Annotated in this window: 13 protein-coding genes; 6 read left to right on the top strand and 7 right to left on the bottom strand. The window is 53.0% G+C overall.

Annotation, left to right across the window (positions count from 1 at the left end; genetic code table 11):
* Positions 1–146: 146 nt before the first annotated feature.
* Positions 147–1,313, bottom strand: coding sequence for a L,D-transpeptidase family protein (locus VIN76_RS03185; RefSeq protein ID WP_332040369.1), 1,167 nt, complete (start codon positions 1,311–1,313; stop codon positions 147–149).
* A 66-nt stretch (positions 1,314–1,379) separates the two neighbouring features.
* Between VIN76_RS03185 and VIN76_RS03190 the strand changes: the two genes are divergently transcribed.
* On the top strand, positions 1,380–1,973 hold the full coding sequence (locus VIN76_RS03190) for a murein L,D-transpeptidase catalytic domain family protein (RefSeq protein ID WP_332040370.1): 594 nt from the start codon (positions 1,380–1,382) through the stop codon (positions 1,971–1,973).
* A 5-nt stretch (positions 1,974–1,978) separates the two neighbouring features.
* On the opposite strand, the gene VIN76_RS03195 is transcribed toward VIN76_RS03190, so the two are convergent.
* The 6 genes from VIN76_RS03195 to VIN76_RS03220 form a co-directional block, all read right to left on the bottom strand.
* Entirely contained in the window at positions 1,979–2,953 is a 975-nt protein-coding gene (locus VIN76_RS03195) for a 1-phosphofructokinase family hexose kinase (protein ID WP_332040371.1), read from the bottom strand.
* Positions 2,950–11,433, bottom strand: a complete 8,484-nt coding sequence (locus VIN76_RS03200; protein ID WP_332040372.1) for a GH36-type glycosyl hydrolase domain-containing protein — start codon at positions 11,431–11,433, stop codon at positions 2,950–2,952. The genes VIN76_RS03195 and VIN76_RS03200 overlap by 4 nt, the downstream gene beginning before the upstream one ends.
* 4 nt (positions 11,434–11,437) lie before the next feature.
* Positions 11,438–12,550: a universal stress protein gene (locus VIN76_RS03205; protein ID WP_332040373.1), complete on the bottom strand. Its 1,113-nt coding sequence runs from the start codon at positions 12,548–12,550 to the stop codon at positions 11,438–11,440.
* Between the two features lie 111 nt (positions 12,551–12,661).
* Positions 12,662–13,363: a Crp/Fnr family transcriptional regulator gene (locus tag VIN76_RS03210; protein WP_332040374.1), complete on the bottom strand. Its 702-nt coding sequence runs from the start codon at positions 13,361–13,363 to the stop codon at positions 12,662–12,664.
* Positions 13,364–13,389: 26 nt separating this feature from the next.
* Positions 13,390–15,780, bottom strand: coding sequence for a phosphoenolpyruvate synthase (ppsA, locus tag VIN76_RS03215; RefSeq protein WP_332040375.1), 2,391 nt, complete (start codon positions 15,778–15,780; stop codon positions 13,390–13,392).
* Positions 15,773–16,369 (bottom strand): CC0125/CC1285 family lipoprotein, encoded by a 597-nt coding sequence (locus tag VIN76_RS03220; RefSeq protein ID WP_332040376.1) that lies wholly within the window; start codon positions 16,367–16,369, stop codon positions 15,773–15,775. The genes ppsA and VIN76_RS03220 overlap by 8 nt, the downstream gene beginning before the upstream one ends.
* 174 nt (positions 16,370–16,543) lie before the next feature.
* Between VIN76_RS03220 and VIN76_RS03225 the strand changes: the two genes are divergently transcribed.
* The 5 genes from VIN76_RS03225 (at position 16,544) to VIN76_RS03245 (ending at position 22,412) form a co-directional block, all read left to right on the top strand.
* On the top strand, positions 16,544–17,548 hold the full coding sequence (locus VIN76_RS03225; protein ID WP_332040377.1) for a zinc-dependent alcohol dehydrogenase family protein: 1,005 nt from the start codon (positions 16,544–16,546) through the stop codon (positions 17,546–17,548).
* Positions 17,549–17,640: 92 nt separating this feature from the next.
* Positions 17,641–18,084 (top strand): host attachment family protein, encoded by a 444-nt coding sequence (locus VIN76_RS03230; RefSeq protein WP_332040378.1) that lies wholly within the window; start codon positions 17,641–17,643, stop codon positions 18,082–18,084.
* Positions 18,084–18,818 carry an ABC transporter ATP-binding protein gene (locus VIN76_RS03235; protein ID WP_332040379.1) on the top strand — a complete coding sequence of 245 codons (735 nt, stop codon included), beginning with the start codon at positions 18,084–18,086 and terminating at the stop codon, positions 18,816–18,818. Before VIN76_RS03230 ends, VIN76_RS03235 begins: the two co-directional genes overlap by 1 nt.
* A complete protein-coding gene (locus VIN76_RS03240; RefSeq protein WP_332040380.1) occupies positions 18,812–21,196 on the top strand; it encodes an ABC transporter permease in 2,385 nt (794 codons plus the stop codon). The genes VIN76_RS03235 and VIN76_RS03240 overlap by 7 nt, the downstream gene beginning before the upstream one ends.
* A gap of 4 nt (positions 21,197–21,200) precedes the next feature.
* Positions 21,201–22,412: an efflux RND transporter periplasmic adaptor subunit gene (locus VIN76_RS03245; RefSeq protein WP_332040381.1), complete on the top strand. Its 1,212-nt coding sequence runs from the start codon at positions 21,201–21,203 to the stop codon at positions 22,410–22,412.
* The last annotated feature ends 1 nt before the right edge of the window (position 22,413 follow it).

A 22,413-nucleotide genomic window follows, 5' to 3' on the forward strand; every position in this document is an offset into this window, starting at 1 on the left:
ACTTTCCTCGTGGTTTACATTCCGGGATATAGAATAATGTGAAGCGGGGCTGTGTTACCATATATACAGCGCTATGTCAGACAATCCCCTCATGAAATAACCCGCAAAACATTCCGAGTGTTCAGGCCAATGCACTTTTAGTGTCATCAAGCCGGGCAATCCGTTCTCGCTTCGCTTTGTGCAATTTCGTTGCTATCCCGGCGATACACGTCGGGCAAATACCGGATGGAGCCATCGTCCGCCCCTTCGGCTGTGAAATAGGTGATATAAATCGGGATGGATTCATTCATGCTGACAGTAGTCGTTTCTCTACTGGTTAGAATGTCGTCGACTTCTTCAGCGGTCGCCACATCATTCAGCAGGAATTTGGCGAAATCAATAGCACCGCCCACACGAATACATCCGTGACTATATGTTCTTACCGGATTGGCAAATAGGCTCTTGCTGGGCGTATCATGCAAATAAACACTGTAAGGATTGGGCATAACCAGCTTCATCTGTCCGAGCGAATTGCCCGGCCCGGGCCGCTGGCGATAGCGCCCGTTCTGGATGACATAGCCTCTGCGCCGAGCCTCCGCAGGGCGATTGCGGAGCATGGAACCAACACTCTCTGCGACAATCGAGGCTGGAATTTCCCACCAGGGGTTCAGAACGACGCCGCTGACACTGGCTTCGAATACCGGGGATTTTGTCTGTTGTTTGCCGACGATGACGGGCCAGGTTTCAATCTTTTGATCATCTTCCCACATGGACACTTCAAAGCTGGCTATATTGACCATCAGATATTTACGGCCAAGATACATCGGCATCCACCGCCAACGCTCCATATTCTCGGCAAGAATCCGGCGCTTTCCGGGGTCCTCTTCTTTCGCGTAAGCATCCCGTAATTGCCCATAATTCGGGTTATAAGGCTGCAGGGCATTGAAAAATGGCTTCACCTGATCGGTTATCAGGGCAAGCATCAACAAGGGCTGCATTTCCATCAATTTGTCGTCATCCTCTATATGCCAATAGAGGCGGTCCGAATTTGATGAACAGCCAAGTAAATGGGCCTGGATCAATTGATTGGCGGCAAGGGTGGCATCACGTGATCGCCGCATTGGTTCACTGGAAGAGTTGGGGGTAGAAAAATCGGCTATGTTACAATGGCCAAGTCCTTGAGAGGGAAGGCTATCCACGATTTCCTGAAGGTCATCGAGCTGTTTGTCAGACCAGAAAAAATAATCGTCTGATTGTGCCAAAGCTGCGGGGGAAATAAAAAATACGGTAAATAATACAATGAAATATCTCATGTCCTGCTTGTTCCAACTCATTTTCCACCCCACAATAAGTATAGTTACTTAATGCAAGAGAAAGCTTTGATAGGATAGGGTTGTTTTATGAATCGCCGTAATTTTATAGGCGCGTCGCTGGTCGGATTGACCGGATTGATGGCTCGCCCCGCATGGGCTGCATTGCCCAATTCGCTAAATCCCCGCCTGCTTGCGAAAGCCAAGGCCGCAATGGCGCAGCATCGAAAGTCGCTGCTCCACACGGATATCATTGGTATCGCCGACTATTCCCTTCATTCCGCGAAGCCGCGTTTTCATATCGTTGATCTGGAAAGCGGAAAAGTTTCGTCACTGCTGGTTGCACATGGTAAGGGATCTGATCCCAAGCATACCGGCTGGCTCAAGAATTTTTCCAACGTGCCAGGATCAGAAGCTTCGTCGGGCGGCGCTTATCTGACGAGCAACACCTATACTGGCAAACACGGGCTGTCCCAGCGCCTGAAGGGTCTGGATCCAAGCAATGATTTGGCAGAAGCCAGAGCCATCGTTATTCATGGCGCCTGGTATGCAGAGCGGAAAATGGTCAAAGCGCATGGCAAGCTGGGGCGAAGCCAAGGCTGTTTTGCTTTTTCCGAGACCGACCTTGATCAGGTATTGGCCAGACTGACACCGGGCCACCTCATCTACGCGGGCAAGGCTTGAACCGCTTACGTATCGAGCACGGCGAGCATTTTTCGTACTTCGACCTGATCGCGTTCGCTCGACGCCCTTCGGTATAGGCGCAGGACATCCTCACGGCGGCACAATTGTGTGCCAGTCGTGATGACTGCGGCTGACCCTGCCGCAATGCCAAGATGAAACGCCTCCTCGACGCTAATTCCATTTGCGAGCGAGAACACCATTGCGGCGACAAAGCTGTCCCCTGCCCCGACCGCTGATCCCGTCTTCACTTTTGGTGCAGATGCATGGAAATATCCGGATTTTCTTGCCAGAATCGCACCGTCAGCCCCCAGGGATACAACGATATTCTCGCACGACCCGCGATTGATGATTTTCATCGCTTCAGCCCCTGCCTGATCCCGGTCCAAACGCCGTCCGACAAGTTGTTCCAGTTCTTCCAAACTGGGCTTGGCAAGATGAATTCCGCCATGGCTCAGCGCGCTGCTCAAAGCCCGACCACTGCTATCCAGAATGACTTTTGCACCGCGTTCGACCGCGATTTTGGCAAATTGTGCATAGGCATCAAGCGGGGCATTTTTTGGCAGGCTGCCAGTTAGAACGATATACTCATAATCAAGCTCATATGCCAGATTCAGGGCCTGCTCGAACTCCGCATCCTTTATTTCCGGCCCTTCCGGGATGAAGCGATATTCCAGCCCCTGTTCAAGATCTCTTACCGTATAGGATATACGTGTCGCACCCGACGCGCGGATCGGATGCCCGATGACGGATAGCTCGCCAATAATCTCCTGAAGCATGGCCCCGGTTACACCGCCGGCCAAATAGAGCAGATCCGGCTTTCCGCCCAAACGCTCGATCACTCTCGCGACATTGACACCGCACCCGCCCGGATCATTTACCTGATCGTGAGTCCTGATCTTCACGGTTGGCTTGATATTTTCTGCCGTACAAGAAACGTCAATCGCCGGATTGAGCGAGACGGAAAGGGTTTTCTTCATCATATTATGACCTCAACAATCCGCTCGGAACCATCTTTTGGAAATTCGATCAGCCCTTTGGACTGTGGTTTGCCATTGACGAAATATCGCGGTGCGCTTGCCATCTCTTCGCCTCTCTTAACAATTAAGGATATCGATCCATTCGGCTGCCGAATTGTTGCGGAATAACCTTCCCAATGTGTGGGAACAACAGGGCCTATCTCCAGTTTACCGTCCTTCAATTTCAGCCCTAATATATCTTCTACGGCAAACCGCCATGTCCATGCCGCAGCGCCGGTATACCAGCTCCAGCCTCCCCGTCCTCCATGGACCTCTCCACTCGCAATATCGGCTGCTACCACATAGGGTTCGACCAGATAGGCTTCAGCCTGTTCAAGATTGGCAACGCGGCTGACCGGGTTGAGCATGTTGAAAACAGCCATCGCTTTGTCGGGTTCGCCTGATCGGGCAAGGGCGATGCCAAACCAGGTCGCTGCATGGGTATATTGCCCTCCATTCTCCCTGATCCCAGGCGGATAAGCCTTGATATATCCAGGGTCGCGTGGTGCCTTATCGAATGGAGGCCAGAGCAATCTCGCGATATTATGCTCCTCATCGATCAATTCCCGGCAGGCTGCATCCAGAGCAGTTTTTGAACGCTCCGCATCGGCACCTGCAAATACAGACCATGATTGCGATATGGAATCGATCTGGCACTCCATATTGATTGAGGATCCCCAGGGATGTCCATCATCATCAAAGGCGCGCCGGTACCAGCCTCCGTCCCAGCCGCATTCCTCCACAGCGTTCAGCATGTCACCGGCTCGCGTCGACCAATATTCCGCGACCCGGTCCTGCCCTGTCCTGCGACTGAGCGCTGCAAACGCATTGGCCGTGACGATCACGAACCAGCCGAGCCAGATGCTTTCCCCGCGACCTTCATCACCGACACGGTCCATACCGTCGTTCCAGTCACCCGCCCCTATCAGCGGAAGTCCGTTCTGGCCGCTGGTATATCCGCGTTCCAGTGCGCGCTGGCAATGGTCAAAGATACTGAAACTCTCTTGTGTCCGTTCAAATTCGGAATATCTGTCCTCTTCTTCCGCCGCCAGTTCGGGCGCACGTAGATAGGGCACTTTTTCCTGAAGGATCGTGTCATCACCCGTGACCTCGACATATTGGCAGGTCGCGAGCGCTAACCAGACCAAATCATCGGAACATCTTGTCCTCACGCCGCGATCAGATGGCGGATGCCACCAATGCAATACATCGCCCTCTTCAAACTGATGGGCGGCGCAGTCCAGTATGTGTGCGCGTGCGCGTTTCGGATCGCTATGCAAAAAGGCCAATACATCCTGCAATTGATCCCGAAAACCAATGGCCCCGCTTGCCTGGTAAAACCCTGCGCGGGCCAACAGGCGCGAGTTCATGGATTGATAGAGCAGCCAGCGGTTCACCATGAAGTCAAAGCCACTATCCGGCGTATGGACCTCTATTGCGCCCAAAAGATCATCCCATTTGGTGGCCAGTTTTTCAAATTCCGGACCTATTTTCGCTGGATCTTTCCATTCCGCTATGAGCGCTCTTGCCTGCTTCTCGTCGGTGCCTTGTCCCAATATAAACGTGACTTCTTCCGTTTCACCGGGGTCCAGTTCAAGATGCACCTGATAAACGGCGCATGGATCGTGATCTGATTGGCCTGAATGACCAAAACCCCAACGCTCTAGACCGGCCGGATTACGCAGATCGCCTTCGCGCCCGATAAACTCCGTTCGGTCGGTTGTAACACCATGCGCAGATCGATTGGCGGTCAGGAAAGCGAGTTGCACGGCAAAATCGGGGTTCCAGCTGTTACGGGCGAAGATAGCACCCTGTCCCGGATCATAATGGGTGACGACCGCGTTTCGCGATACTCTGCGCAGTGCACCGAGCAGCCAGTCGGCATAATAGGTGGCCGTCACCCTGCGGTGGCGTTTGCTATGATTGGTCAGGCGTAATCGGATAATCTTGACCGGGTCATCGACCGGCACGAATATGAGCAAGTCCTGTTCCAGACCATGGGATATTTTTTGCCAGCGCGTATAGCCCGCGCCATGATGAATCTCGCAGCTGGTCTCGCGCCCGTTCGGACCCGGTGTCGGCGTCCATATCTCTGCCGTTTCCTCGTCGCGGAGATAAAGAGCTTCGGCAGGTTCATCTGTAACCGGATCATTGGTCCACGGCGTAATCCGGTTTTCGCCGCTATTAATAGCCCAGCTATAACCGCCACCCGTTTCGGTAACGACACATCCGAAATCATCATTTGCGAGTATATTTACCCATGGTGCCGGTGTTGACTGGTCCGGATCAAGATGGATGCAATATTCCCGTCCGTCCGGCGTAAACCCGCCCAAACCATTGTCGAACATCAAATTGTCGGGGCGGGTCAATTGCGGCACGTCTTCGTCATCAACGGGTGAAGTGGCGGGCGCAAAATGCGGCAAGGCCTGCGGAGGACGAAAGGCACGATCCAGCTGCTCTTCAAGTGAACCGGCCCGGTCATCCAGCACGACGCGGGCAAGAGCTTCGATCAACCGGGCCTGATCCGCTCCGATCTGATCCAGAAACAGCAGGTGAATACCGCCGTTTCTGCCCAGCATCCACTGCGCGTCGATGTCCTGTAGCAAATCGATCAAATCATCCCGCACGGGCTGGATATAGCCGGTTGCAGCCGATTGCATGATGACCAGATCGATTTCCACACCCTGTCTTCGCCAAAACTGGTGCGCCGAGATCAGCAGCGGCAATAGCTTGTCCGCCCCCTGATCTGCCTTATACAGCAATATGGGGTAATCACCCGATATTGCCATACCCCAGAGGCTGGGCTGACCAATCCGGTTTTCCCGGATCTTCTCTGCCGCTCCGCGTAATTTTCCGTAAGGATACACGATCAGCGAACCAAGCGATTGGATTTCGGCAAGTTGACTGGAAATGTTCAGCCGCTCGGTTTCATGGACGGCGGCAGAGGCTGCATCATCAATCGCCCATTCGAGCGAGGGTAAACTGGCATAGCGTTCCGCAATTTCCATCGCCCCTTCCCGGGTCGCCGCTGCAATCGTGACAAGACAAATTTCCTTGCGTTCATAGGGTTCCAGATCGCATTCAATCTGCAATGACATGATGGGATCAAGTGTCCACCCGCTGCTGTTTGATAGATCAGCACTCGCGCCTGTGGGTCTTCTCAGGCTGCCATTGCGACCAATAAATTTGCGCCTGTCCGATTCATAGCGCACCTGCTGCATTGGCCCATCTTCGCAAACAATGAAATGCAATAATACAGGTGAAGCATCCTGGGGCTTACGGGGACGGCGCTTAAACAAAAGTCCGCCCAGATGCGGAACAAACTCGCTGCCGACAAATAATTTGCTGAACGCCGGGTGCCTGTCATCATCAAGAGCAGGAGCCAGAACCGGCTCCCCATAGCTAGTCAATTTCAGCGAGCGCGGACTATTGCCAAGGTTGGTGACTGAAAGTCGTCTGATTTCCAGATCATCACCTGCTGCGACGCAAACCTCCATCCCGACACTGATGTCATGATCCCGCCTGTGAAACTCGGCGAGATGAGAATGATATGTGACCTCATATTGCTCTGGAAGCCGGTTCGTGGGTTGTCGCGTTGCCGACCAGATATTCCCGCTTTCATTGTCGCTGAAATATACCCACAGACCATCACCATCCCGCGTTCCATCCGGCAAAAACCGGGTCAGTGCATTGTGCCGCCAACACAAACCGCCGCCGCCGCCCGTTGAAATGCAGGCAGAAAGACTACCGTTGCCAAGCAAAAGCGATTGCGGAGAAACGGTATCCAGCGCTGGCACCCATGTCTGGGGTTTCAGGCCAGCTCCCAATATGCGGCTGGCGAGATCGGCACTCTCGATCCGCTCGACTTCGGAGGGGAGTTCCTGCGGAACCCTTTCGTGCAACAACAGCGATACAGCCCGCATCCGGGGATCGCCCTCGAACCGCTTGACCAGAATGTCATCACACAAGATATTTCCAATGGAACATAGCGCCATTCCTTGATGATGGGCCATATAGGCTCGGACCGGATTGACCCGTTGCCCGCTTTCCAGTCGCTCTTCGGTATAATCGGCCGCTTCGAACAAGCCGTATAGCCCTGACAATCCTGCACTGACCATATTTCGCATATTATCAACCGAATCGGCAGGAAAGACATGGAGCGCCAAAGCAGAGGCATAAGGCGCAATCACTGTGTCCTTGGCCAGGCCGCGGCGCAGTCCAAGTCCGGGAACACCGAAAGCCTGATACTGATAGCGGTTTTCGGGATCGCGCGCAGCAAAGGCAGATTCCGATATACCCCAGGGAGTTCCGGTTTCCCGGCTATAATCCTGCTGAGCAAGAACCGCGACTTTCTCGCTCTCGTAAAGCAGCGTCTCGGGTCCGCTTCGCATCAACAGGCGAGGCATCAGATATTCAAACATCGAGCCATTCCACGATACCAGGGCCAACCCTTTGCCGTGACGCATGACCGGGCGGCCAAGATGGAACCAGTGTTCCATCGGTACCTGACCATTTGCAATCGCGATATAGCTGGCTAACCGGGCCTCGCTGGCAAGCAGGTCATAATGATGCGGGTCGATCTTGTCCGCGCTGGCATTGTAACCGATATTGAACAGGCGGCGGTCGCGGTCATATAGCGGCGCGAACTGCATACTATCCTTATAGACGGCAGTGCGCTGGGACAGTTTCTGCAACTTTTTCACGAGCGTACGATGATGCTTTTGTCCTGATTCTATGGCCGCCAGGCAAGATCCTGACCAACTCTGGTCCGCTTCATTTCCTGCCGCTGAAAGCAGCATTGCCCGCGCTTGTTCAAACCGCAGTTCTTCGCGATTGCCGCTGAGAAGGGTGACAATCTCCGCGAAAACTGTTTTCAGACTTGATGGCGGAGACTCCAGCATGAGCCATGGCGCAAATTTTTCTATATCGCGCTGAATAGACAATAAATGATATCGCAATCGATCAAACCACGAATGTAATTCTCGCAAGGTTTCGGTTGAGATTGATCCGGGTGTTGCGGCCAGTTCCGCAATTTCCTTTTCTATCGCGGCTACGTGGCTTTTGCATATTGCGGTCAGCCCGGAATGCAAGGCCACCGGATCTTCCGCCAGACGGGGTAATTTATCCTGTAGCGAAGCGATGATCGATTTAAGAGCCGTCGCGCCGCTTTCGACCCGACCGGCTCCTGCCGCCAACAACCGCAGAACATCGTCTATTCCCGACCATCTTTGCGGTTCAATAGCCGGCGCCTTCTCCATTTCCCGAAAGAGCGATATCATCGCGATAAAACAGCCCGCGAGATTGCCACTGTCCACAACCGAAACATAGCGTGGTTCCAGAGGTTGCAGGCTGAGGGTATCATACCAGTTAAGGAAATGGCCGCGATGCATTTCCAGCCGGTCCAGCGTATCATAACAATTGTCTGTCCTCGCAGCCAATTCCTCGGCGCCTAGAAACCCCAGATCCCATGCGGTCGCACTAGAAAGCATCATCATTCCGATATTGGTCGGTGATGTTCTGTGCGCTATTTCGGGATAAGGTTCACCCTGATAATTATCAGGCGGCAACCAATTGTCCATTGGTCCCGCGAACGTCTCGAAATACAACCATGTTCGCCGCGCGATTTCTCGAAGGAAAAGACGGTCGCCATCCTGAAGGGGCCGGACAGGTTTATGACGCAAACGCCCCAGCCGCACCGTGATCTCAGGCGCAATGAACCAGAGTAATAATATCGGTATTGCGGCGGGTAAGGAGCTGGGATTGTGCCAGAAAATTGCCACTCCCAAGCCGGTTGCTACAATCGGCCCCGACGACATTTGCTTCCAGATTGCGCTACGAGAATTGCGCTTGGATTGCCGAATGGATTCATGGGCGGCGGAGGTCCACTGCAGCATGTTGCGGCGGGATATAATCTGCCGCCATAGCGCGAGAATTATTGCATGGACGGCGACAAAACTTTCAAAGGGAAGATAAGCAACCGCAAGGAACCAGCGGCCGCCTTGATCCGCCAACTGGGCAAATAACCCACGCACTACCCCGCGTCTTCGGCCCTGGGCAAGACCTGTCACCAAATCGGTGAATAATTGCGTGCCATGTGCGAACACGGCCAAAAATGTCCAGAACCAGGGGTTTCCAGGCAGGAAAAGCCAACCGATCGTGACCATGAGCAACAAGGAGGGCGCGACAAGACTGCGGCGCAAATTGTCAATAATTTTCCAGCGGTCCAGTCCGTCAAGTATGTTGCGGATTTTCTGACCATCGCTCCCCGGAACCAAGCGATTAAGCCATGGCAATAACTGCCAATCTCCACGAACCCAGCGATGCCAGCGCTTCACATATTCCAGGTAAGTGTCCGGAAACCCTTCATACAGAACAACGTCCGAAACAAGCCCGGCCCGGCCCAGTGAACCTTCAAGCAGGTCATGGCTGAGTATCGTATCTTGAGGGATACGGCCGTCCACACTGCGGTGAAAAGCGGCTACATCATAAATGCCTTTGCCGACGAAAATGCCGGATCCGAACAGGTCCTGATAGACATTGGAAACCGCGCGGCTGTATATATCAATTGCGGTATCTCCAGCAAAAAACCGGGTAAAAAAGGTTTGCCCGACACTCTGCGGTGCCATTTCCACGCGCGGCTGCAATATGGAATATCCCGATATGATCCGACCGGTTTGCGGATCAAATCGGGCAATATTTTGCGGATGTGCAAGCGTACCGGCAAGTTTGGCCACCGATGCCGATGGCAGCATGGTATCCGCATCGGCAGTGACAACGAAACGGATATTATTCAACGATGGGCGATTACCCACATGAACCGAAAAACCGCTATCGTCGCCGTCAACCAACAGTCTGTTAAATTGCTCCAGCTTGCCTCGTTTACGTTCCCAGGCCATCCAGCAATTTTCACATTCATTAAATTTGCGAGGGCGCATAAGAAAATGAAAACGCCCTTTCCCGCCACTGCCGTGCTTGCGCTCGAGCCTGTGAAAATCGCTTACGAGCAGATCGATAATCTCTTGATCACCCTCCATGATCTCGGTTTCGGAATCGGCCAGGTCAGCGAGCAACGCGACCTGTAAATTGTCGTCATTGTTCGAAAGCCAGTGCGCTTCAATCTGTTCAACCAGCCCGCGCACTTCCTGTTTTGAAGCAACGAGCGCTGGAATAACCACTATTGTGGGGCAATCCTGTGGCAGGCCATCTGTAAAATCCAGCTTGGGCAAGCTTCTTGGCGGTACGATCATGGTCGCCAACCGCTGCACCAAAGACATGGAGATAACGGAGGCCGGGATGAACATCACGAGCAATGATCCGGCAAAAGCCAGTGTATTGGCTTGAATAAGGTAGAGATAGATGGTCGGAACCATCAAAGCGCCTGCCAAAAACACAAACAACGCCAAGGCATATAGCTTACCGGCATTATCAATGGCCGCGCGCCTGATCCTTAGCCCCAATGGCGGCACTATGCTCAGATGTTTCTCGAAAAGTGAGCGGCCTTCGCCAATTAACCAGTGCCCGACATGTTGTCCCGCGGTTCCGGTGTTTGCCAAAGCCGACTGATTGACGGCCTCTAGCGCAATGCTCGGCTCGTCACGCTCGCTATAGGACGCCAGATTTTCAACAGCACGGCGATATCTATTGCGGGTTTCAAAATCCATTTTCGAATAGAAACCGGAAGGGTCGCTACTAAGATTGCGCTCTACGAGGCTAGTTCGGTCGAAAAAATCCTTCCATGAAATCGACCCGATGAGGGACAGATTGGAGATAGATCTTGCGACGAGTTCGGTATCGTCGAGCGAATATTCTATGGTCGCGGCATCCGATGGCGCGAACGGCGGATCAAGGCGCTCGTCAAATATCGTACACAGGGAATTCACCATGATTTCGAGGCACGCAATCCTCAACATGGTGGGGAAGGCCCAAAGTTCGGCAATGCTTAGCGGATGAGCGCGCTGATAAGCACATATGAATTCAACGGTTGAAGAAAGCGTAATCTGCAGATGCGTGGTTTGGATCAGTGCATGGGCCAGAGAATAAACCCGCGGATATCCCGCCTCGCCATCAACCTCTAGTGCAGGCAGTTGCTTGTAGAAGCTCGTCGGCAAATCTTCCTTGATCTGGCGGATCGTCCGGTAAACCTGATAGTCATTATCGAGCAACCATTCAGCCGCTTTTGCCGCTTCACTAGACGCATTAGCGCACACCTCCCGCGCTTCGTCCAGCCAGTCATCAGCCTTCCCGATTTCCTGCCACGCGGGAACCTGTTTGGGGGGATTTGAAGATAAGCTGCGCGATTGATGAAGATCGCTGGCGATCCGCTCCAATATACCGGATATTTCTGTCTCCGTGTGACCCGCTTCGGAAGGCTTCCGATGCAGGTCGTCACCATCCGGATTTAAAGGATCAGAAACACTATCATCTGTCGTTAGCGTTTCTGGCACGATTTTAATGCGCCGACTTCCAAAATAGGCCGGGGCCGCGGCTTTGACGGGGCGACTTGTCGGGATTGCGGAAGTCCGATCCCTGCTGACGGATCATCAGGAGCGGAATATTCGAATGGGTGGCCACATGGCGCGCAATATTACCGCAGGAAATATCCGTCAGCCCGCTACGTCCGCGAGCCGACATGACAATGAGGTCAGCTTGATGATCATTGGCTATGGCCAATAAGCGATCCCGCGGATCACCTTCACTGCTAATCACGGCCTTTATGGATACGGATTCATCGTGCAACCGAAGCTTCAGGCTATCAAGATAGCTACGGACATTCTGCTCATTATATTGCCGCACACGCTTCAGCAGTTCACGCGCTTCCTTGTCATCAGTGCTCGATTCCAGAATTTCCGGCTTTGGCACGACATGGACAAGAACAAGTTCAGCGCCATGATGACGGGCTATCCGGATGGCGATCGGCAAAATGCTTTCCGCCCGGCATGATCCATCAAGGGGGATGACAATGCGCTGATAGCGCACAAATTCATCCCCTGTGGCTTCCGGCGGAACAAAGAGCATGGAAGCCGCGCTGCTATCGAGCAATTTCTGGGCGGCACTACCCAGATGGTGATATGTGTGACCATGATTTTCTGTCGGATCGCACCTTGTGGTTATCGCCATCAAGCTGCCGCTATGTTGCCGGGCCCAGCGCGCCAACTCGTCATCAACAAGGCCACTTAATAGAATTTGATCCTGAGTCAGCAAATTCTCGTTCTCTTCGCCAAGCATGTGACGCAAATGATCACAGGCTTCACGATGTTGCAGTTGCCACTGGATCGGATCGCTGGGGCCGTTTTGCGGGTTAGCACATTGCAGGACGTGGATAATCTTGATCGGTATCTGCAACCCGTCCGCAATAGCCTTGGTATGCCGAAAGACTGTTGACCCATGGGAAGCATCATCAAGGCACGCAACCGCACTTTGAAATCCTAGTCGGTCACTATTTTTGCGCGATGAACGATCCAACTCGTCAGCGTAAAACTTAGCGGGTTTCAGCGGACTGCGGATGGACCGCTTTACAATCGTAGATGACTTAGTCTGCATGTTACGGATCTTTCCAATCATAGAATGATCCCCCCTGTGATGCCTGCATAGCGAGTCACGCGATCGGGCGCGTTGACCACGGTCAAGTTTAATAAAAAAATTACATTAAATCGCGCGGTTAACGTAATAATATTACGCGTTTAAGTTACTATTTCCGCATGCAATTTCCTGTAAACGCGCAATGTCGGCAATCGCAAGCGCACCCCTAATATTGCCGGATATTTGCGGCTGCAAAATTTGCGCGTCGCGAAACTTGCGCAATGTCCGGCTATATGTTTCGGGGGCGATGGCAAGATAGGTGGCAATGTCGCGCTGGGTCATCGGCAAATGGAGAAGTGCGGAATTTCCGCTGCTGGAAAATTGCTTTCTGGCAATACCCACAAGGAAAGCCGCCACGCGGGAATTTATCTGTGCTATCGCCAACAAGGAAATATGTTCCTCGTGCGCCATTTGCTGCACCCCGATCCAATCGAGCAATTGTACAATGCCCCTCTGATCGAGAACAGGTTTTCCGCTCATGGTCCATCGCACAATGGGGCGGAGTTTCGCTGCGCTGACGGTTTCAGCAGTATGCTGATATTCTGTAACACCGGCCAACCCGATAATATCCCCAGTCGAAGGAAAGCCCAGAATGAGTTGGCGACCATCTTCGGTAACTTTAGACAGTTTCAAAGTTCCGCTCTGAACCTCGAATATAAATTCCCGCCTGTTTCCTTCATGGAAAACCGTCTGGCCAGATGACAGAGTTAGTAATTTCTCCGGAACATGCTTGTGGTTCCATCCGAACCTGTCGCTTGGTTTCTGCAAATCATCAAAGAGCGGAATTTGCTCCATTGCACCATTAATCCTCCATTCCAAGCTCAGCGCGATAGCCGTTGCAATACACCCACCACGCTGTCCGGGCTCAGGCTGATGCTGTCGATTTTCTTTTCGACCAGCCAATCTGCAAAACCCGGCCGATCCGAAGGTGCCTGTCCGCAAATACCGCATTTCACGTTATTGCGATGTGCACCGGCAATCGCCTGTTCGATCATTTTTGTCACCGCAGGATCCTCTTCGTCAAAATCATCTGCAAGCACTTCGGAATCCCGGTCTACGCCAAGCACCAGTTGGGTTAGGTCGTTTGATCCGATTGAAAAACCGTCAAACAATACTGCAAATTCATCAATCAGTATGACGTTGCTGGGGATTTCACACATGATGTAGAGCTGAAGACCATTTTGCCCTTGCTTCAATCCCTGCTCAGCCATGGCTGCAATGACTTTCCGAGCTTCCTCTATTCGTCTGCAAAATGGTATCATGACAATGATGTTGGACAAACCCATATCATCGCGAACACGGCGGAGCGCCTGACATTCAAGTCCAAATGCCTCGCTATAAGCCGGATGAATATAGCGCGAGGCACCGCGAAAGCCGATCATTGGATTATTCTCGGCATCCTCAAAGTCTTCCCCGCCGATCAACGAGGCATATTCATTACTCTTGAAATCCGACGTTCTGACAATGACCGGGCGCGGGTAAAATGCTGCGGCAATCATTGCGATGCCTTCGGCAAGGCGCGAAACAAAATAGTCAGTGCCATCGTCATATCCTGCCGTCAGTTTTTCAATCTGCTTGCGCGTCTTGCGGTCTTTGATCCGGTCCGGTTCAAGCAGAGCCATTGGATGGGCTTTAATCTCATTCGCGATGACAAATTCCATTCGCGCCAAACCAACTCCGGCGACGGGCAATGCTGCGGTTTTGAAAGCTTCGCCGGGATTTGCAATATTGACCATGATATCGACATCAGGGGACAACATTTCACTTATATCAATTGTTTCGACGGAATATTGTACCAGTCCATCCAGCACGCGACCAGTCATGCCTTGCGAACAATCAACGGTGACATCTTGCCCATCCGCCAGCAAATCCCGGGCACCCGCTGCGCCGACAATGACGGGAGTGCCCAGTTCGCGGGCAACAATTGCAGCATGGCATGTGCGGCCACCATGTTCGGTGATAATCGCGGCGGCGCGTTTCATTGCCGGCTCCCAGTCGGGCGTGGTTGCCTCTGCGACCAGTATGTCACCTGGCTGGACCTTTTCCAGCTCACCGCTTTTCCCGATAATCCGCACCGGACCAGAGCCGATCCGGTCGCCAACTGCTTGGCCTGTGGCGAGGACTTTGGCGTCTCCCTTCAAATGATATTGCGTCAGCAAATTCGCATCGGAAGTCGCGTGTATTGTCTCTGGCCGGGCTTGCAGGATATAAAGATCGCCATCAGGTCCGTCCTTGGCCCACTCGATATCCATAGGCGTGGGCCGGTCATGCAACTTGCTATAATGATCTTCTATGGTGACGGCTTGTTTTGCGAGCAGCACGATTTCTTCATCGGACAAACAGGCTTTGGTCTGTTCTTTTCGCGGAACAGGACGCCACAAAGTTGGGTCCTCGGACTTTGCGCGCGCATCTCGCGCATAGATGAGTTTTACTTTCTTGCGGCCGATCCGGTGACGGATCACTTGTTCATAACCCTGTTTCAGCGTCGGTTTGTGGACAATATATTCATCGGGATCGACAACGCCCTGAACGATTGCTTCGCCAAGACCCCAAACTGCAGTGACCATCACCACATCCCGGTTTCCACTTTCCGTATCAAGCGTGAAAATCACGCCCGATGAAGCCTTGTCCGCTCGGATCATGCGTTGGACGCCGACCGACAATGCAACATCCTGATGATTAAAGCCCTTGTTTTTCCTGTAGGAAATAGCGCGCTGGGTGAATAGCGAGGCAAAACATTTGCGAACCGCCTCTACCAGATCATCGCCCCCGCGAACGTTGAGATATGTCTCATGCTGCCCAGCGAAAGAAGCCTCGGGTAAATCCTCTGCCGTTGCACTGCTTCTCACGGCAACGGCAGTATTGCGGCCATGATCCTTGCATAGCGATTGATAGGCAGAACGGATGGTATCTTCCAGCCCGTCGGGCAACTGTGCCGACACGACCATATCACGCAGGCGCGCTGACATGGTCGTCGCCAATTTGATGTCCGACCAGTCAGTATTGCGGAGGATCTCATCCATTTGAGGCCAAAGATCATTATGGCTGATAAGATCGCGATAGGCCTGAGCAGTGACCGAAAAGCTCTCCGGTACCTTGATATGTTCGGATAGCGCATTGGCCAGTTCACCCAGAGATGCGTTTTTCCCTCCGACAAGCGATAAATCGCCAAGGCCGGTATCTTTTAGCCAGCGTACATATCGGTCACTCATCGCCGGGCCTCTTGATCGTAGGCCCAAGGTCGCTCATCACCGTGCGTGCATCAAAGACACGCGTTTTGTTCGTCCGAATGGGTCCGCGATGCATGATAATTTCCGCATCCGCTTCGAACCGTTCTACGGTCCGGACATAGTCCTGCCGGCCCCAAAAGGGATCGCTGCCATAAGGATGCCAGATCGTCCATCTACCATCGCGGTAATAGCGCCAGTGAGGCCGCCAATTATAGTAAGCCGGTCCATACCAGGGATCGTAGCGCGGACTGCGCTCAATATAAGTCTGCCGTTCGCGCTCAGTTGTATGATCGGTGATCTCGAACCAGTCATAGCCACTCTGAATTGTGAGTTCGGCCGCCCGATAGAGCAAGTAACCTTCCACTGTGTCCCGCGAAGTCAGCGTGTTTCCAGAAAAATGCACCCTGTAACGGTCATCCGCAAGGCGAACTTCTGAATATCCGCCTGAAACACGCTGCCCGGCATATTCCGGTTGATAGGGTGTAGCACTGGCACAGGCGACTAGACCCAGTGTAAGCACCAATCCCAATCCCCTGAAAATGAGATTTGCGAAGCTTTTTCTTTCTGCCATCTAACCGTCCTCTTGATTCTGGTCATGTTCATGGCAATGTCGTCCGGCACGGAACTAATGTCTTTACGTATTTATTCGTATGAGACGATCCGGTTACGGATGATTACGGATTTGCTGACGCCAGCCACTATTCCATTGAATATATGAACAATCGGAATTCGGAAGATATGGAATATGGCGGATTTCCCTGAACATTATCATGCAATGGTCCTGGAGATGCCAGGTGCTCCTCTCAAAATGGTCGAGCGCGCTATGCCGTCAATTGGGACTGATGAATTGCTTGTCGAGGTTCTGGTCTGCGGTGTTTGCCGGACCGATCTTCACATATTGGACGGTGAAATTCCTTCCGCTCTATATCCCGTTGTACCGGGACACGAAATCATCGGCAGGATTCTTGCCATTGGAAACGAGGTCACGGGTTTTGCAGTGGGTGAACGCGTGGGTATTCCCTGGCTTGGCCATAGCTGCGGAACATGCAGCTATTGCGTGAACGGGCAAGAGAATCTGTGTGACCAGCCTGAATTTACCGGCTGCACCCGCGATGGTGGATATGCCAGTCACGTTGTTGCCAACGCACAATTTTGTTTTCCTATTCCGGACCGGTTTCCTGACGCAGAGGCCGCACCGCTTTTGTGCGCTGGCCTGATAGGCTGGCGCGCTTTGCGAATGACGGAAGAGGCAAAAAAGATCGGTTTCTACGGTTTCGGAGCCGCCGCTCATCTATTAGCTCAGATAGCGGTGTGGCAAGGGCGAGAGGTTTACGCCTTCACCAAGCCGGGCGATGAAGCCGGACAGGCCTTCGCACAGCGCCTTGGGTGCGTTTGGTCCGGTGGTTCGGATGAAGTTCCTCCCGCCCTGCTCGACGCGGCAATAATTTTTGCCCCTGTCGGCGAACTGGTGCCTGACGCACTCCAGATCATACGCAAAGGGGGCCGGATAATCTGCGCAGGTATCCACATGAGCGACATTCCCGGCTTCCCCTATGCTGATTTATGGGGTGAACGCGCAATCATGTCCGTCGCCAACCTGACGCGAACCGATGGAACAGAGTTCCTTGCCGCTGCAGACGCCTCTGGCATCGTGCCGACAGTCAAAACTTTCAAACTGTCGGAAGCTAACGAAGCGTTGCTTCTCCTGCGCGAAGGCAAGCTGCAAGGCGCCGCGGTGTTGGTGCCTTAGCTCATAGCGTTTCCGTAACAATACCTATCCAGCGTTTTCCTTTGATGTTCTAGAAAGCCAAAAGAGGTTTTTTGTGTTTGAAAGGAAATATCATGCGGGTTCGCAATGGCGCCTATATAGTTGCAGTTGACGGCGGGAAACTCTCGATTTTTCGCAATATCGGCGAAGCATTTGAACCGGTATTGGAATTGATCGAGGAGCTTAGAAATCCGGTACCGACAACGGCAGAAATCGGCGACGACAGGCCTGGTCGCAGCTTTCAAAGCGCTTCAATGCGCAGAAGCGCCCATGAACGCACAGACTTGCACCAAAAAGAAGAGGACCGGTTTGCGAGACAGGCAGCAAAACGTATTGAATCCTTGGCGAAAACCAATCAAGAAGATCTGGTTCTGGTTGCTGCTCCAAGAATGCTGGGCGAAATTCGAAAATTGATCGACTCAGAAACCAAGGACAGACTAACGGCTGAAATTTCAAAGTCTTTTGATCCGAGTGCTGCCGAGTCCTTGGCAAAAATGTTATCGCAGCATCAGGAATAATGGCAAACTCTGCTACTCGGGGAGCAGAGGCAGAAAGCCTGTATTCCATCCATGGGCTAACAAAAATATATGGAGAAGGACCGACAGCGGTTAAGGCCCTGCGCAATGTCGATCTGGAGCTTCCCAAATCCGCAATGGTTGTTCTTCTGGGCGCGAGCGGTTCGGGGAAATCCACATTTCTGAATATTGTCGGTGGTCTGGATGATGCCACCAGTGGTCAGGTCTTTTTTGAGGGGCTTGAATTGACCGCTCTCGACTCGACCGCACTAACCGAATATCGCCGCAATTCGGTTAGTTTTGTGTTCCAGTTCTACAATCTGGTCGCTTCTCTCACTGCCCGTGAAAATGTCTCGCTAATCACCGAAATCGCCGAAAACCCTATGACACCAGAGGAAGCGCTGGCGATGGTCGGACTGGAAAGTCGTATCGATCATTTCCCGTCCCAGCTTTCTGGCGGAGAGCAGCAGCGTGTTGCCATTGCCAGAGCTATAGCCAAACGTCCTAAAGTCATGCTGTGCGATGAACCCACCGGGGCGCTGGACAGCCAAACAGGCGTCAAGGTGCTTGAAGCACTGGACCAGGTTAATCGCGAGTTGGGCACAACGACATTGTTGATTACGCATAATGTCGTAATCGCAGACATGGCTGACCGGATTTTACGCTTCGCCGACGGAGAGCTGGTCGAAGATCGTGATAACCCGGACCGGTCCGCGCCGGCAGAGCTGCAATGGTAACCTTGCCCGTCTGGATTGGTTCACTCGACCGCAAGCTGTTCCGCGATATCTGGCGCTTACGCGCACAGGCATTTGCCATTGCCTTGGTCATCGCGGCAGGTGTTGGCATGGTGGTCATGTCATTCGGCATGATCCGCTCACTCGAGGCAACCCGCGACGCCTATTATGATCGCTATCGCTTCGCCGATATTTTCGCGACCGCTACGCGAGTTCCGGATGCGGTTTTGGAAGATATTCAGGCAATTGACGGCGTGAGCATTGTCGAGGGACGGCTCAATGCAGGTGCGACGCTCGATATTCCCGGGATTTCGGAGCCGATCACCACGATTATCCATTCGCTCCCGCCCTCCGGTATGCCGCGTGTCAACGCATTGGTTTTGCGAAGCGGACGACTGCCTGATCCGTCCCGGCCGGAAGAAGTCATTGCCAGTGAAAAATTCGCAGACGCTGCTCGTATTGGTCTGGGCGATACCATTAGCGCACTACTATACGGCAAAAGACAGAAAGTCCGGATTGTCGGAACTGTCCTCTCACCGGAATATATCTATGCCATTGGTCCTGGTCAGATCATCCCCGACAACCGCCGGTTTGGCGTTTTGTGGATGGGGCAAGAACATCTGGCGGCTGCGCTCAATTCGAGAAATACTTTCAACGAGGTCCTGATCCGCACCGAACGCGGAGCCAATGCACAGGACATTATCGACAGGGTTGACGTTTTGCTGGAACGCTATGGCGGGCGGGGAGCAAGACCGCGGAAGGATCAGATTTCCGATCGCTTCCTCGAGAGCGAGTTGAGCGAACTGCGCAGCATGACCGGGATATTGCCGCCAATATTCCTTGGCGTTGCGGCGTTCCTTATCAACATGGTGCTGTCACGGCTGGTTGAATCGGAACGCGAGATCATCGGTCTATTGACCGCTTTCGGTTATCGCAGCAGAACGATTATGCTGCATTACGCCAAGCTGGCTTTAGTCCTTTCTCTTCCAGGATTGGCCCTCGGTCTAGCGTTCGGTTACTGGATGGGACGAGGCGTGGCCGGGATCTACCAAAATTTTTTCGTCTTCCCGTTCCTCACCTATCGAGCCGGTTTTGATGTTTATCTATTATCCTGCGCTATTGCTATCGGTGTAGTTATACTGGGCGCGGCACAAACCGTCCGCAAAATCGGCAAGCTGACGGCTGCCGAGGCGATGCGTCCTCCAGTGCCGCCCAATTACTCCGGTGGAATTGCCAAGATTATCGGGCGGATCAAGAGACTGGACGAACCGACCAGGATTATTTTGCGCGGCATCGTTCGGCGCCCGTTGCGATCGGCCCTGGGGTCAGTGGGTATTGCAGGAGCGCTAGGCCTCTATATCACCTCGGCCGGGTCAAGTGATAGTATCGGCCAGTTGATGAGTCTCATTTTCGATCAAACCAATCGCGCTGATGTCACGATCACATTTACCGAACCACGTGACGAACGGGCCTTGTTTGAATTGTCAAAATTACCCGGCGTTATGCGTGTTGAGCCAGTGCGCAACATCAGCGCAACATTCACATCGGGATACCGGTCTAAATCAGAGAGCCTGACCGGCTTGCCGCAATCGGGAGACCTCAATCGGCTGGTCAATATTGACGGTCAGGTGATTTCACCCCCTGTCAAAGGACTTATCATTTCTCCCGCTCTTGCCAGGGATTTGGCCGTGGAAACCGGCGACCCGGTAGATATCCAGATCACGGACGGAAGGCGGCCCAGCCTCACGATGCCGGTGGCTAGCATCATGGAAAGTGCCATTGGTAACCCCGCCAGTATGGATTTGGCCAATATGGGCCCCATGATGCACGAGGCTTCCTTGTCATCAGGCGCCTATCTCTCTGTCGATCCGGCTGAAATGCAAAATCTGTACAGGCGGCTGAAAGAAATGCCGATGGTTGCAGGATTTTCCCAGCGTGCTGCGGCATTACGGGGCATTGATGAAACCATCGGTGAAACACTGGGCATTGTCAGGCTGTTCAATACCGGTTTTGCAGCTCTGATTGTATTTGGTGTTGTTTATAACAACGCCCGGATCAGCCTCGCCGAACGCGCTCGTGATCTGGTCTCGCTGCGGGTGCTTGGTTACCGCAGATCAGAAGTTTCTTATGTGCTGTTGGGGGAGATTTCCTTGCTGGTTCTGGGAGGTTTACCTTTGGGAATATTGTTCGGATATTATCTGTCAAAAATGATCAGCTCAACCTTTGGTGGAGATCTTTTCACAATCCCATTCGCATTATCGGTTGCCACAGTCGCGACCGCAATATTAGTGGTACTTATAACTTCGGCTGTTTCCGCTTTATTTGTACGTAACCGTCTCGATCAGTTGGATCTGGTCAGTGTCCTGAAGACGAGGGAGTAAGGAAATGGCCCAAAAACTGCGTCAACGTCTTGGTCCGAGAATTTTATTCGGCGTGATTGCGATTGTGATTATTGCCGCGATTTTCTGGTCGCTCAGAACACCCCCTATTGATGTGGACGCCGCCGATGTGATCGAAGCGCCGTTGATGATCACAATTGATGATGAAGGCGAAACACGGGTTCAGGACATGTTTGTCGTGTCCGCACCGATAAATGGCCGATTGCTGAGGATTAATCTTGATGCCGGTGATCCGGTTGTTGCTGGTCAAACGATTGTGGCGCGAATCATGCCCGCACAGCCCGATTTCCTGAACCTGCGCAGCGAAACAGAAACGCGGGCACAAGTGCAGGCACTGCAGGCCGCTGTTCAATCCTCCGCATCCCGGATTTCGCAGGCAGAGGCTGATCGCAAACTGGCTGCGGCTAATTTTGAACGGATCGATACCATTTATAAACGGGGATTTGCGACCAAAACGGCCCATGATGCATCTCGTGCTGCTCTTGACAGCAGTGCGGCCCGGCTATCCGAAGCAAGGGCTGCGCATGCCGCTGCACAGGCGGAATTACGAGCCACTCAGGCTAGGCTGATCATTCCCTCTGGCGCAGGTTCCAGCGATAAGGTTCTTGAGGTGAAATCACCGGAAAGCGGGGCCTTGCTGCGCAGAATCCATGAAAGCGAAACGCCGATTGCTGCCGGCGCGCCTATTGTAGAAATCGGCAATCCCTCGGATATCGAGATTGTTACAGACTTGCTTTCCAGCGATGCGGTCAAGATTAAACCCGGCAGCGAAGTCCTGATCGATAATTGGGGCGGCGACAAGCCGTTGAAGGGCAAAGTCCAGCGCATCGAACCCTTTGGTTTTACCAAGATATCCGCGCTCGGCGTCGAGGAGCAACGGGTCAATGTGATTATAGACTTCGTGGAGCCCGAGAAAGCACGGGAAAGGCTTGGTCATGGCTACCGGGTCATTGTCCGCGTGGTTGAATGGTCCGGTGACAACATATTGCAAGTACCGATTAGTGCCCTTTTCCGTGACAAGGGCCAATGGTCGGTGTTCGCCATGGAAGGCGGCAAAGCACATCTGGTCCGGGTCAAAGTCGGGCGGATGAACGACGAGCGGGCACAGATACTGGATGGGCTGAAAGCCGGCAGTTCAGTTATCCTGCACCCGAGCGAGAAGATCGAAGACGGTAAGCGCGTCCGATTGAGAGATTGAG

The organism is Parasphingorhabdus sp., assembly GCF_036568145.1.
GTDB lineage: Bacteria > Pseudomonadota > Alphaproteobacteria > Sphingomonadales > Sphingomonadaceae > Parasphingorhabdus.

Bases quoted from the DNA above. Each gene is read 5' to 3' on its own strand.
- VIN76_RS03190 (WP_332040370.1), top strand. From the start codon at position 1,380: ATGAATCGCCGTAATTTTATAGGCGCGTCGCTGGTCGGATTGACCGGA.
- VIN76_RS03205 (WP_332040373.1), bottom strand. From the start codon at position 12,550: ATGATTGGAAAGATCCGTAACATGCAGACTAAGTCATCTACGATTGTA.
- VIN76_RS03245 (WP_332040381.1), top strand. From the start codon at position 21,201: ATGGCCCAAAAACTGCGTCAACGTCTTGGTCCGAGAATTTTATTCGGC.
- VIN76_RS03210 (WP_332040374.1), bottom strand. From the start codon at position 13,363: ATGGAGCAAATTCCGCTCTTTGATGATTTGCAGAAACCAAGCGACAGG.
- VIN76_RS03240 (WP_332040380.1), top strand. From the start codon at position 18,812: ATGGTAACCTTGCCCGTCTGGATTGGTTCACTCGACCGCAAGCTGTTC.
- VIN76_RS03225 (WP_332040377.1), top strand. From the start codon at position 16,544: ATGGCGGATTTCCCTGAACATTATCATGCAATGGTCCTGGAGATGCCA.
- VIN76_RS03185 (WP_332040369.1), bottom strand. From the start codon at position 1,313: ATGAGTTGGAACAAGCAGGACATGAGATATTTCATTGTATTATTTACC.
- VIN76_RS03230 (WP_332040378.1), top strand. From the start codon at position 17,641: ATGCGGGTTCGCAATGGCGCCTATATAGTTGCAGTTGACGGCGGGAAA.
- VIN76_RS03235 (WP_332040379.1), top strand. From the start codon at position 18,084: ATGGCAAACTCTGCTACTCGGGGAGCAGAGGCAGAAAGCCTGTATTCC.
- VIN76_RS03195 (WP_332040371.1), bottom strand. From the start codon at position 2,953: ATGATGAAGAAAACCCTTTCCGTCTCGCTCAATCCGGCGATTGACGTT.
- ppsA (WP_332040375.1), bottom strand. From the start codon at position 15,780: ATGAGTGACCGATATGTACGCTGGCTAAAAGATACCGGCCTTGGCGAT.
- VIN76_RS03220 (WP_332040376.1), bottom strand. From the start codon at position 16,369: ATGGCAGAAAGAAAAAGCTTCGCAAATCTCATTTTCAGGGGATTGGGA.